Genomic DNA, 12,996 nt, shown 5'->3' on the forward strand with positions numbered 1-12,996 from the left:
ATTCCATCTATTATTTCATTGAAATTTTCAAATATAAAAATCCCGTTAAACCAGCAATTAAAGAAGATATTAAAATGACAAATTTGGCATGGTTGATAATGGTAGGATCACTGAAAGCCAATAAGGTGATGAATATGGACATCGTGAAACCGATACCTCCTAAAAAACCAGCACCTATGATGGATTTCCAATTGAGGTCGGCGGGTAGTTTGCAGATCCCCAAAGAAACGGCCGCAAAGCTTAACAAAAAAATACCCAGAGGCTTACCCACAATCAAGCCCAGAGCTATGCCGATGCTGTAGTTTTGCACCAATATATCTGACACATTGTCGCCAATGGGCAGAGCCGTGTTAGCCAATGCGAACACGGGCAGAATAAAAAAGGCTACGGGTTTGTGTAGGAAGTGTTGTAAAATATAAGAGGTAGATTTTTCATTTCCATTACCAAAGGGTCTCGCGAATGCCAGTAAAACGCCCGTAATGGTGGCATGAACGCCAGAGTTTAGCATAAAATACCACATGGCTATTCCTCCCAGTAAATAAGGAATAAGATTTCTAATTTTTAGTCGGTTAAGGATTATCAAAACGGCGAATATACCCAGTGCCGCAAATAGGTTTGTCCAAAGGATGGTTTTGGTATAAAAAATAGCAATGATGATGATGGCTCCCAAATCATCTATAACGGCCAAGGCCGTTAAAAATATTTTTAAAGACAGGGGTACTTTGTTTCCCAAAAGAGATAAAATACCCAGAGCGAAAGCAATATCGGTGGCCATAGGTATGCCTGCTCCAGATTGGCCAATGGTGCCGAATGTGAGCAATAAAAAAATACCTGCTGGAAAAATCATGCCTCCTAAGGCTCCAAAAATGGGTAACATAGCATCTTTGATGTTGGATAATTCTCCCAAATATATTTCTCGCTCCAACTCTAAACCTATCAACAAAAAGAAGATGGTCATCAGGCCATCATTTATCCAATGGCCAAGGCTGTGGTTGGCAAATTGAAAATGCCAAAATTCTTGATAAGAATTTGCAAAAGAAGAATTGGCCAATATCAATGAAATAAGCGTGCAAAATATGAGTATTAAACCTCCTGCTTTTTCACTCTCAAAAAAATCTTTAAATAGTTTAGTGGCTACATTCATGTTGGTTGGCTATTTATTTTATTGATTAAAATAGACTTTGATAAAGAAACTATCCTATGATGAGTTCGGTTGCTGATTCCAAATTTGAGAAAATAAACTGCTTTTCAATTCCAGCTAATCAAAAAACTCAACTTCATAATTAGCTCAAATTTAGCTCAAATTTTGAAGGAATGAACTTAAGTTATTGATTTCTTAAAACAAAAAAACGCTCATCCTGTAATTTACAAGTGAGCGTTTACATAACGTCTATTAATGGCTCGTTAGTTCGGCAGTCGGCCTTTTAGCAATCCGTAGGTCCAAGTGCCAGCAACAGCACTCAATAGTGTGGCTATTACCACCACATATCCGCTACCGATTTGGGCGAAAATTGGCCCAGGGCAAGCTCCTGTGATGGCCCAGCCCAATCCAAAAATCAATCCACCATAAACCTGACCCTTTTGGGATTTTTTAGGGTGAAATTCTACTTTTTCACCAGAAACTGTTTTAATATTGAATTTTTTGATCAAAAAAACTGAAATCATTCCCACCACAACTGCACTTCCAATCACTCCATACATGTGAAAACTCTGCAGACGAAACATCTCCTGAATGCGAAACCATGAAATGATTTCTGCTTTTACGAAAACAATCCCAAACAGAATACCTACGACCAAGTATTTAATATTATCGGTCCAGCTTTCGGCTTTTTTCATATCGTTTGGAGCTTCACATACAAATGGCTCCGCCAGGTTTATGCTATTTTTAGGCTTTATTTCTTTTAAATTATTCATTACTTAGTTTTTTTGAGTGTTTTAAAATAATCTGAAAATTATGGGCATCAATAAGTGGGTCATAGCAAATCCACCAACCATAAAGCAACAAGTAGCAATGAGAGATGGGATTTGTAAGTTAGATAGTCCCATGATGGCATGGCCAGAAGTGCAACCACCTGCATAACGGGTTCCAAAACCTACCAAAAAACCGCCAAGAATAAAGAATATGAAGCCTTTTGCCGTGAATAAGGTTTCAAGTGAGAATAAATCAGCTGGCATAAGACCTGAGAAATCTTGAATACCCAAGGCCTTAAGGTCAGCAATGGTGGCATTTGAAAGGACAAAAGTGTTTGGGTTTTCAAGGAAATTTGTAGCTAGAATTCCTCCAACGAATACCCCTAAAACGAATACAAGATTCCAAATTTCTTTTTTCCAATCGTACTTAAAAAAAGGTATGTTGGCAGGAATACAGGCCGCACATACATGTCGCAACGATGATGAGATTCCGAATGATTTGTTGCCTATCAATAGGAGGGTGGGTACGGTAAGGCCGATCAGTGGTCCAGCCACATACCAAGGCCAAGGTTTGAGAATAGCTTCAAAAAATTGTTCCATTTGATTTTAATTTTAGTAATGATAATTAATGATTAAGTTTAAATGCGTCATATTTACTTTATTGAATATGAAGCGATCATTTTGGTAAGTTTCTCCTATTTCATCTTTTCTGACCACCAGAAGCAAGGCATTGAGTCCTTTCAGGTATTTGTCGAATTGATAGGTGATTCCTAAGTTCACTTGAGAATAAGTAGGCATGCCGTACTTGTTTAGAGCGAAGTTTTTTACATCAGGAAGTTGAAAATAACCTCCACTGAGTTCGAGTTTAATGTGTTTTTCAGGTTTAAAATAGGTGTTTACTGTGATGGCTGTTAAATCTCCAAAACCCTCGTTTCTCTCTCTGGGCAAAAATGTGTAAAAAGTCTCTCGGCCCCATTCTCTGGGCATCAGGTATCGGCCTTTGGCGGTAATTCTGGTTCCGTTTAAGTACCAATCAAATCTTGTGGCTTGTTGCCCAACACGACCAGAAAACACGTTTGAGCCGCTGTTTTTTTGAGCATAAGCTTTGGTTGGGTCTTCATTTCCACCGTTTCCGATGGTGTTTTGCTGAATAATTTGCCCACCCAAGAACCAGTTTTTATTTCCGATAGTTTTAGATTTCCACTCTATTTTGGACATACGTGTATTTAGTATGTTTTCTACATAAGTGTTCCAAAACTGTAGAGACCAATGGTTTTTTTGAAAGTTTAAACCAACGATTCCTATTCCTTCTGATTCTATATGGCCTTTGTAGGCAGAAGGTTTTCCATCAATACCCACGCCGACCGGATAAATTCCGATACTTTCTCCTGTTTCAAACCATCTTACGGTAGACCTGGGGGAAATTCTCCAAATGTATTCGGCGTGTAGGTTGAGGTATTTCCATTCTTTTAATTCTAAAACAGCTGCCTCTACCAAGGTGGGCCTCATTCTACCGTCCTGAGGATTAATAAAGGGGGTCAAAGGTATTTGTCTACCTACCGTCAGATTTGATTTTTTGCCTAAATGTGACTTTACAAATAGTTCCTCCAATCTATCTAAATCTTCATGATCATTGGGCCTTTCGATATCAAAAAGTCCAACTTCATATCGGTTTTGGAAATTCGTTTTTTCATCTACTTTTTCTAAGTCAGAAGATTTAAGATTAAACATAAAAAATCCGCTAAGTCCAACTTCAAAATGTTTAAAAAACATAGGAGTTTGGTACCCAATGCCCGCACCAATGCCCCATGCATGATAATCGCTCAAAACTCCTTCATTTACCGTGGCCGACATGTAGGATCTGGCATGACCATAAAATCTGCCTTTTTTGAAAAAGTGATTCAAAGTGTTGGTGTCTTTTTCTACTTCGTGGTGTGCATGTATGCCTTGAGCAATAGTGCCAATGTTAAAAAATGACCAAACAACATAAAAAAATATGATTCTTCTCATAATCTGATTCCAACTGGATGCAAAAGTATAGGCCAGAACAGGCTATTTTCGTGATAAATGTTACATTAGGAGTTATTCACTTACAATTAATTCCGAAGTTTTTTCTTATAAAAAACAAAGCTGTATTTCAACCTTTTTTTTGGTCAAATACAGCCTCGAATGTTTGATGATGTTGTTTAATAATTGCTACACAAATTGATAATCGATCCCCGATACTTGGCTTAATAGCTCTTGTGGAGCGTCCAAAATCTTCGCGTCTTGTCTAAGTGTGGGCGTTACTGGAGAGAATTTTTGTAAATATTCTTTCATCATGCTATGCAGTGTGTAAGACGTTATTTTACTTTCTTTTACCCCCTTCATTCTACAAAGCATGTCTTCAGGATCGCCGTCTCGGTCACATGCACACAGAGCGTAGGTTTTGTTTAAATCTAAAGGTTGATTGCCAACGGTGACTTTTTGTACCCTTTGTCCAACCCTTTCAAAAGCTTTAAACTCCACTTGCATGCCTTTAAATCGAATTAACCAGCCTCCAAAACGCTTAGAGGCATCTTGGGCAAATACATTTTGAAGTTCTTTTTCAAGCCAATCCATTATTTGCTGACCAGTAGCTTTGGCTGTTTTAATGGTGGCATCTACCGGAAGCATATCATACAAGTATCCTTCTGTAATAGCCACTTTTCCGTCTGGCCCAAAAGTTCTAGGAGGACAAAACCTGAATCCATTTGAAAGAACTATATCGGCATTGACTTTCCATTTGAGAGCATCCACAATCAGGGTGTCTATGGTATTCTCTACCACAAAGTTTCTGTAAAGGGGTACCGTACTATAACCTATTACCCGATCAATTTCTGCTTTATAAGGCTTTTCTAATTCATTTACGAGATTTACAATCTCTTTTTTTGCTGGATATTTTTTAGGATCAACTTCTATAAGTTGATAGTTTTCATTTACAATTTTTCCATTTTCCACTTTAAGGTCTAATCTCCCTATAAAAGATCCAAATGCACCAGGTTCTACTATTTTGGTGTATTCCGCCAGAATGGGTTTTCGTACTCGCTCGTGCGTATCGGCTCCAAAAATATAATCTACGCCTTTGCAGTCTGGGTGATTTCCAAGTGCTATTTGTTGAGAAAGGCCCAAATGGGAAAGTATAATCACAAAATCACACTGTTCTTGCTCTTTGAGAATGTTGATATACGTTTTCAGATTTTCCTCAGGCTTGGTATAAATAATACCTTTGCTGTAAAGGGGCGACTGACGAAGTGGCACCATAGGATCAGTGTAGCCTAAAAAGCCGATTTTTACACCTAATTTATGAAAGATTTGATAAGGTTGAAATATCAATTCTCCCCGCTTTCCTTCACCCAAATCATGGTACATGTTGGCACAAACTTTAGGTGCCAAAAGCCCCCCTAAAAGTTTTTGCATGTTTTTTTTATTATAAACTACCTCCCAGTTGCCAGGCAAATACACATCATAGTTAAGTGCATTTAAAAGAGGAACAAACGCCTGTCCGGTGGTCTTTACTGAGAGCAAACTTCCTTGAAACATATCACCGGTATCCATGGTAATGGTGTTTTCAGGGTTTTCTTTTTTCAAAACATCCAATGCAGTAGCCATGTGTGCATAGCCTCCCGTTTTTCGAAAAGTCAGTTTGTTTTTCTCCCAAAACAATTCATCATGGCTGTGTAACTGGCAATGCACATCTGTGGTCTGCAAAAAGGTAATAGTACCCGTTTTGGCCATACCCATATTTTGGTCTTCCGAAGAATTGGCTTCTTTTTTGGCCATTAATGCTGTTGGAGTGCTAGCGGCAGCAGTTGCCAACAGTCCTGATTGTAAGAATTTTCTTCTTGATTGCATTTTTTAATATTTATTATTTAGCTATGATGTTCGGCTTATTGAAAAATCTTGTTCATATTTTTTTGGTTAAAACAAGAATCATTTATTTGATTTCTTGTGGGCTTCTTTCCAATCTTTTATGGGTTTATATGGGCCGTATTTATGTTGTTTTTCACTGAAAGGATCAGCATATGGGCCAAATGGGTGATCAAAAGGCTTGCCTGCTATATTTGGCCAATCTTTGCTCAAGTCTTTGCTGGGTCTAGGTTGTGAGTTTACAAACGCTCCCAAATCCCAAGCTTCTTCATCGGTTAGTTGGGGTTTTTCATAATTTACACCCAATGGCATATTGTATTTTACATATCCAGCGAAATTAGAAATTCTATACAATCCAGCACCTTGATTATAACTATTTTTGCCCCAAAGTGGCGGATAAGTATAATTTTTTCCATCTTCTGCCCTTATTCCTTCCCCATTGGCTTGATGACATGATTGGCACTTTGCCTCATAAACAATTCGACCTTTTTCCGCATCACTAGGTCTTTTAAGACTTTTTATTTTAAAAATGCCAGCCCCTTTAGGCGTTGTTTTTGGTGAAACATCAGATCCTAGCCACTTTATATAGGCTAATATAGCCTTCATTTCTCGGCTATTCGAATCGAGTGCTTTGCCATTTAGACTTCTCTCAAAACAGTCATTAACGCGTTTTACTTGATTTTCTATTGCTCCTGATCGTTCTCTAAATTTTGGATAGTTGGCCTCTACAGCAAAATAGTTGTTTCCCCATGGTTGAGTTCCAGCATTTATATGGCAGTTTTGACAGTTCATTCCGTTAGAAATTTGAGTTATACTGCCTTGTGGACCTAAATATTCTGAAGTATGAGAAATCAATTCTTTGCCATATTGAATTAGTTTCTTCTCTTCTGGTTCTAATTTCATCATTCTCCATTCAGCTGGGGCAGTCCATAGACCTACAAAATTGGTATCGATTTTTGTTGCTTGTTTTTCAGGAGAAGAAGCTTCATTAGTTTGTAAATTTGTAAAACCAATTAGCTTTATAAAAGCCACACCCAAAAGCAGAAAAGACGTCATTATCAACAATCCGCTAATGATTTTCAGGTTTCTGCTTAATTTTTTGACTGATTTGTTTAATTGTATTTCGGACATTGGCTAGATTGAATCTAAGAATTTGAAATACAAAAATATGAGCCAAGTCATGTTTTATTTGTAACATTTGTTACTTACGAAGAATTAATTGTAGTAATCTAATAATTCTTTGAATTGGGGCTAGTCAGGTTTTTATTAATTTGAATTAAAAATGGTAGAATGTTAATAGGGGAAAGGTTAAAATCATTTAAATTATACGAAAATCAAGCTCATGGATTAAACAAAAAGCCAACAAATTCAAATTTGTTGGCTTTTATTGAATTAATTATAAAAGTGTGGTAGGACAAACGTATTCTGTTACTGGCACCTCAGTTTTTGAAATTGCCGTAAACCCGCCTTTTACATCCACAAAATCGCTCCAACCTCTTTGTTTTAGAATAGATGCTGCAATCATACTCCGGTATCCACCAGCACAATGCAAAATGAAAGGCTGATCTTTTGGAATTTCCGATAAATGCTCATTAATAACATTTAAGGGGATATTTACAGCATTGATAACATGCTCAGAGCCATATTCGGATTTTTTTCTAACATCAATCACCAATACATTTTCGGTTTTTATTCGCTCAGCAAAGGTCTCAGCCGAGATTCTGTCTACCGTTTCGAAGTCCTTTCCGCTTGCTTTCCAAGCTTGAAAACCGCCTTTTAAGAAACCGATGGCATGGTCGTATCCAACTCTGGCTAGTCTGGTTATGGTTTCTTCCTCTTTGCCAGGGTCAGTTACTAGCAATATTTCTTGTTTGATGTCTGGAATTAGTTCACCAACCCACATAGCAAAGTTGCTGTCTAGGCCAATATTTATGCTATTTGGAATAAATCCTGCTGAAAACGAATCTGTTTGGCGACTATCTAATATCAGGGCTCCAGTTTCGTTAGCCACCAATTCGAACGCTTCAACAGACAAAGCTTTTTCAGCTCTTTCCATAATTTCGTCCATGCTTTCATAACCTTTGATATTCATCAAAACATTTTTAGGGAAATAAGCTGGGGGAGGAGTCAAGCCTGTTAAAACAGCTTTAATAAACTCTTCTTTAGACATATCTGGCATTAAAGCGTAATTGAAACGTTTTTGATTTCCGAGTGTATCGGTGGTTTCTTTACTCATCATTTTGCCACAGGCACTGCCTGCACCATGATTGGGATAAACTATCAAATCGTCAGAAAGCGGCATTATTTTGTTTCGTAAAGATTCGAAAAGATGTCCAGCAAGTTTTTCTTCAGTTAAATCAGCTATAACATGTTGTGCTAAATCTGGCCTACCTACATCTCCAATAAACAAGGTGTCGCCCGTAATTATGCCATGTTCCTTTCCTGTTTCGTCTATTACCAAATATGTGGTGGATTCCATGGTATGGCCTGGTGTATGGATGGCTTTTACTTGAATATTCCCAATTTGAAATATTTGTCCATCTTTTGCTATGGTGGCCTCAAATGCAGGCTTTGCAGTAGGTCCATAAACTATGGTAGCTCCAGTTTTTTTTGCCATGTCGAGGTGACCACTTACAAAATCCGCATGAAAGTGCGTTTCAAAGACATATTTAATCTTTGCATTATCTTTTTTTGCTCGGGCTATGTATGGATCTACTTCGCGAAGTGGATCAAAAATTGCGGCCTCACCGTTGCTTTCAAGGTAATATGCTGCATGTGCTAAACAGCCTGTATATATTTGTTCGAGTTTCATTTTAAATTATATTTTAGTATTCTTTTTTAATATTTATTGATGAGAAAAATCTCAAATCAAGGGCATTTGTTAGAGCAGCTTTTTTTCATTTTAATCGAATAGTTTATCATTTATAATTCAAAGTTCCATAAATCTATCTTCAAAAAATATGACGAACATCAAGATAGAAAATTTGTGAAATTAAAAATCCGAAAAATGCTAAGCTACTGTAAGTGAATTTGATAAAAGATGATTTCTTTAAACTTACCCAATTCATTAAAAAGCCTAAATGCGTAATATTTATTTTGAAAAAAGGATAGCTATGCTGCTGTGAAGGGAAAATTTGTTCAATCTCAAATGATTCATTTATAGATTAAGCAATAGATAGATTGGTTTAAAAAAAAATGCGTACCTTATTTTTTAAAAATAAAGTACGCATCCATTGTTGTATTCTACTTCAAACTTATTAGTATGAGTTCATGGGTAATTTAACAAACTGCTTCTTCCATTATATTTGTTACTACTGGGTTGCCTTGGTTTACCCAATCCATATAACTTCCAGAATAATTTTTCACATTTTTGTAACCATGTTTTAATAACAACGAATAGGCAATAGCCGCTCTGTCGCCACTTTGGCAATGGATTACGATTTGCTTGTCTCTATTGATTTTATCAAGATTTTGCAGGATTGTTCCAACAAAAATATTCTCTACGCCTTCAATATGGCCACTGTTGTATTCTGCAACTCCTCTAATATCAATCACTTGCGTATTTTCTCTGTCGAGATAGCTTTTGAATTCATCTATTTCAATGATATCACTTTTTTGTAAATCTATTCCCAAAGAATTTACATCTGAAACATATCCAATGACATTATCCAAGCCAATTCTCATCAATTTTCTCGTCAAATCTTCGATTTGGGCTTCGCTTGCCACCAACATAAACGATTCCTGATAATCAACAAACCAGCCCATCCAAGTTGCGAATGCATTGTTGCCTTGAATATTTATACTTTCAGGAACAAAACCAGCAGCAAAATCCACCTTGTTTCTAGCATCTATAAGCTTTATACCTTTTGCCATAGCATCTTTTACCTCCATACCCGTTAATTTCTTTTGGGTTGGTACTTCTGTCAATAATGGCCTATCTACTTTGTTGAGGTGTTTCATCATTGCAAAATATTTTGGTGGCTCAGGTTGATCGGCCAATAGATATTTTACAAATCCATCTTGATTATTCTCATAATGAAAAGCCCAGTTTCTTATTTTTTCATAGCCAACTGTAGAGCTAGGAACCGCCCCAAGGGCTTTACCACAAGCCGATCCAGCTCCATGACCTGGCCATACTTGTAGGTGGTCAGGAAGTGCCTCAAACTTCTGAATCGAGCCATACATCTGAATTGCTCCTGCCTCTTTTGTACCGATTATGCCAGCGGCTTTTTCTAGTAGATCTGGGCGACCGATATCTCCCACAAAAACAAAGTCTCCAGTAAATAGCATTACAGGTTCCATACTAGCAGGTTGGTCAGTCAATAGAAAACTTATGCTTTCAGGCGTATGACCTGGTGTATGTATTACTTGAAATGTTAGATTCCCAACGGTTATCACACTTCCATCTTTTAAGCCAGTGTGCTTAAATTCATATTGCCAGCCTTCTCCGCCTTCGTCTGAAAGAAACATTTCTGCTCCAGTAACTGCAGCCAATTCTCTGGACCCGGATAGAAAATCTGCGTGAATGTGCGTCTCTGTCACATGGGTGATTTTCATGTTGTTTGCTTTTGCGATTTCTAGATAAGTATCGATATCTCTTTTTGGATCGATTACCAAAGCAACGCCGGCTTTTTGACAACCAATAAAGTAACTCGCTTGAGCTAAACTTTTATCGTAAACGTGTTGAAAGAACATTTTTTATTTGATTTAAAGATTTGAAATTGATTTATTAAATTTTTGAACTCATTGAATTTCTAAACAGCATGAAAAAACACTTCTTTGGTTATGATATAGATTCCCATCACCAAGACAAACCAACCGAAGGCTTTTTTAAGTTTTTCTCCTGGAATAAATTTGGAAATATAAGAACCTGCAAATATTCCTAGAATTGATAAAGCAGTGAAAGGAAGCAAAAATGCCCAGTCGACCGATAAATTGGAGAGGTCTCCCAAGAAGCCAATCAATGATTTGGCTGCTATGATTAAGAGCGATGTGCCTACGGCCATTTTCATGGGTAAACGAGCAAAAAGTACGAGTGCTGGTATGATTAAAAATCCGCCACCAGCTCCAACAATACCAGTCAGAACGCCAACTAATCCACCTTCAAGGGCTATCATCAGGTAATTGAACTTCAATTCTGCATTGGGGTTTTCTTTCTTTTCTTTATTAGATTTTATCATAGAATAAGAAGCCGCCAACATAATTAAGGCGAAGAAAACCATAATTCCGACGTTTTTTGAAACCTCAAATCCAGGTAAACTTAAAAAGGGGTCTGGAATAGCTGGAACTAGAAATCTTCGTGTCAAGAAAACAGTGGTGAAAGACGGAATGGCGAAAACTAAGGCTGCTTGATAATTCACGAGTCCTTTACGCATAAAACTAAATGAGCCAACCAATGAAGTGGTTCCAACCACAAAAAGGGAATAAGCGGTTGAAATCACTGGGCTGATGTGCAGCAAATATACCATTACTGGTAAAGTAAGGATACTTCCTCCACCACCTATTAAGCCCAAACTGATACCAATCATTATCGATGCTCCAAAACCTATTATTTCTACTGAATTCATTTGTATTGTTTTTGATTATTGACAATGCAAAAGTATCCCGCTTGAAAAAGAGTTTTCGTGATAATTGTTACTTACCCTTCGAGTTTTATGATTTTAGTCAGGTTTATGTGCTTTATATTTTCAAATTAAATAGGATAAAAATGGATCAGGCTAAAAAAAAATGTTATTTCTCTGAAAATAGTATACTTTTTTAAATAACATTGTACCAAGGATAATGGCCAAATAGTTGTTTGCTTTTTTAATTGCTGATTCAATGAAAAATATATTCTTCAGTCTCTTTTTTATCCTAATAGGTTTTAATTTATCCAATTCTCAAGTTCTTGGTAAATCTACTCAGAACGATTTTTTTAATAATTATAAAGGAAAGGAGGGGAAATGTTTTGCACATGGTCAATAAAAAAGGAGTTACATTTCTGTAACTCCTTTATTTTTAAGTGGACTCACCTGGGATCGAACTGAAACGTTGTACCGAAGGCACCTACTGTCCCGATAGCTATATGGAGAGTCATTTACTCTATTTTGTTTCTTCAAAAATTTTGACAATCAATTCAGGGTATTTTTTCAAATTGAATATATACTTTGAACTTTTCATTGACTTTATTTTTCTTTCTAATCAGATAGCATGCGGGTAAGATTGAGTCGGGAATTTTAAAAATAATTCCCAATCTTCAGCTGCGGATGTAAAATGTTTTTCAGAGTAAAAGTGGGTATTATGCTTGTCAATTCTTAAAAGCAGAGACTCCTGACAAGCTCCAATATAAAACCGATTTAATGTTTTGGAGAAAGGTATGTGTGTGCAAATATTCATAAATAAAAAAAGATTGCCAATGATGACAATCTTTTGTGGGCCCACCTGGGATCGAACCAGGCACCTACTGATTATGAGTCAGTTGCTCTAACCGAATGAGCTATAGGCCCTTTGTTTTCTTTGAAATAGATTAACCGTTTCTCTGAAAAGCAGTGCAAAGGTACGGGTTTTGTAGTAAAAGGCAAATGTTTTATTGAAAAAATGAGATTAAAATAAACTCCTATTTTGTATCTAGCTTAATATTAAATGTTTATTCAGAAAAAAATCTCCTTAACTTTTTATTAACCTCATAAATTTTTCAATTGTCTATATTTGCAATGTGAATTTTCATTTGCACGATCCTTGATAATGATTAAAAGTATTTTTACCATTTTTCTAGTAACCATACTGTTTTTTGAGAGTTTGCTCCCCAAAAATAGTTTGTTAGATCAGTCTGCAAAAATGGGAGAACTTTATTCACATTTCCAGATTCATAAGAAAACTGGTAGTTCGTTGAAGGATTTTTTATGGATGCATTATGCTTCAAATTCCAAGCATAAATCACAACCTGAGCATCAAAAACTTCCCACCATACAGAGTCAAATTTCAAATTATTACAACCTGCCAACTTCAGAATATACCTGTAATTTTGAATCAACCTCTTCGATTTCAGGTCAAGAGGCCCAAAATTTCAAGTACAAAAATCTATACAGATTTGACTATTTGAATGCTTTATTGAATCCTCCAAAGTCTGCTTAAGTTCTAAATTTCTTAATATTTATCATTCCATTCTTTTGTTTTTCAAGAGAGAGAATAATCAATTTATTTAAAACTTAAAATTTC

The 12,996-nt window shown here is 36.5% G+C and carries 10 protein-coding genes and 1 tRNA gene; 1 reads left to right on the top strand and 10 read right to left on the bottom strand.

Annotated features, from left to right (window positions below):
- Positions 1 to 10: 10 nt before the first annotated feature.
- From nhaA to EGI24_RS19330, 10 genes are all read right to left on the bottom strand, one after another.
- A complete protein-coding gene (nhaA, locus tag EGI24_RS19285; protein ID WP_255050217.1) occupies positions 11 to 1,144 on the bottom strand; it encodes a Na+/H+ antiporter NhaA in 1,134 nt (377 codons plus the stop codon).
- A 260-nt stretch (positions 1,145 to 1,404) separates the two neighbouring features.
- A complete protein-coding gene (locus tag EGI24_RS19290; RefSeq protein WP_255050218.1) occupies positions 1,405 to 1,914 on the bottom strand; it encodes a YeeE/YedE family protein in 510 nt (169 codons plus the stop codon).
- 21 nt (positions 1,915 to 1,935) lie between these two features.
- Entirely contained in the window at positions 1,936 to 2,511 is a 576-nt protein-coding gene (locus EGI24_RS19295) for a YeeE/YedE family protein (protein WP_255050219.1), read from the bottom strand.
- Positions 2,512 to 2,523: 12 nt separating this feature from the next.
- The gene (locus EGI24_RS19300; protein WP_255050220.1) at positions 2,524 to 3,921 is read right to left on the bottom strand and encodes an OprD family outer membrane porin; all 1,398 of its coding nucleotides are present in this window, start codon (positions 3,919 to 3,921) and stop codon (positions 2,524 to 2,526) included.
- Between the two features lie 186 nt (positions 3,922 to 4,107).
- Positions 4,108 to 5,784: a bifunctional UDP-sugar hydrolase/5'-nucleotidase gene (locus tag EGI24_RS19305; protein WP_255050221.1), complete on the bottom strand. Its 1,677-nt coding sequence runs from the start codon at positions 5,782 to 5,784 to the stop codon at positions 4,108 to 4,110.
- Positions 5,785 to 5,862: 78 nt separating this feature from the next.
- On the bottom strand, positions 5,863 to 6,930 hold the full coding sequence (locus EGI24_RS19310) for a c-type cytochrome (protein WP_255050222.1): 1,068 nt from the start codon (positions 6,928 to 6,930) through the stop codon (positions 5,863 to 5,865).
- 265 nt (positions 6,931 to 7,195) lie between these two features.
- Positions 7,196 to 8,611, bottom strand: a complete 1,416-nt coding sequence (locus EGI24_RS19315; RefSeq protein WP_255050223.1) for a rhodanese-like domain-containing protein — start codon at positions 8,609 to 8,611, stop codon at positions 7,196 to 7,198.
- Between the two features lie 467 nt (positions 8,612 to 9,078).
- Positions 9,079 to 10,494, bottom strand: coding sequence for a rhodanese-like domain-containing protein (locus EGI24_RS19320; protein WP_255050224.1), 1,416 nt, complete (start codon positions 10,492 to 10,494; stop codon positions 9,079 to 9,081).
- 59 nt (positions 10,495 to 10,553) lie between these two features.
- A complete protein-coding gene (locus tag EGI24_RS19325) occupies positions 10,554 to 11,366 on the bottom strand; it encodes a sulfite exporter TauE/SafE family protein (RefSeq protein ID WP_255050225.1) in 813 nt (270 codons plus the stop codon).
- A gap of 844 nt (positions 11,367 to 12,210) precedes the next feature.
- Positions 12,211 to 12,284 (bottom strand) — tRNA-Ile (locus EGI24_RS19330).
- Between the two features lie 331 nt (positions 12,285 to 12,615).
- Between EGI24_RS19330 and EGI24_RS19335 the strand changes: the two genes are divergently transcribed.
- Positions 12,616 to 12,912, top strand: coding sequence for a hypothetical protein (locus tag EGI24_RS19335; RefSeq protein ID WP_255050228.1), 297 nt, complete (start codon positions 12,616 to 12,618; stop codon positions 12,910 to 12,912).
- Positions 12,913 to 12,996 lie beyond the last annotated feature (84 nt).

The sequence above is a fragment of the Lacihabitans sp. CS3-21 genome (assembly GCF_024343675.1).
Taxonomy (GTDB): domain Bacteria; phylum Bacteroidota; class Bacteroidia; order Cytophagales; family Spirosomataceae; genus Leadbetterella.

Coding starts and splice junctions, on each gene's coding strand:
- nhaA (WP_255050217.1), bottom strand. CDS start 1,144: ATGAATGTAGCCACTAAACTATTTAAAGATTTTTTTGAGAGTGAAAAA.
- EGI24_RS19290 (WP_255050218.1), bottom strand. CDS start 1,914: ATGAATAATTTAAAAGAAATAAAGCCTAAAAATAGCATAAACCTGGCG.
- EGI24_RS19295 (WP_255050219.1), bottom strand. CDS start 2,511: ATGGAACAATTTTTTGAAGCTATTCTCAAACCTTGGCCTTGGTATGTG.
- EGI24_RS19300 (WP_255050220.1), bottom strand. CDS start 3,921: ATGAGAAGAATCATATTTTTTTATGTTGTTTGGTCATTTTTTAACATT.
- EGI24_RS19305 (WP_255050221.1), bottom strand. CDS start 5,784: ATGCAATCAAGAAGAAAATTCTTACAATCAGGACTGTTGGCAACTGCT.
- EGI24_RS19310 (WP_255050222.1), bottom strand. CDS start 6,930: ATGTCCGAAATACAATTAAACAAATCAGTCAAAAAATTAAGCAGAAAC.
- EGI24_RS19315 (WP_255050223.1), bottom strand. CDS start 8,611: ATGAAACTCGAACAAATATATACAGGCTGTTTAGCACATGCAGCATAT.
- EGI24_RS19320 (WP_255050224.1), bottom strand. CDS start 10,494: ATGTTCTTTCAACACGTTTACGATAAAAGTTTAGCTCAAGCGAGTTAC.
- EGI24_RS19325 (WP_255050225.1), bottom strand. CDS start 11,366: ATGAATTCAGTAGAAATAATAGGTTTTGGAGCATCGATAATGATTGGT.
- EGI24_RS19335 (WP_255050228.1), top strand. CDS start 12,616: ATGGGAGAACTTTATTCACATTTCCAGATTCATAAGAAAACTGGTAGT.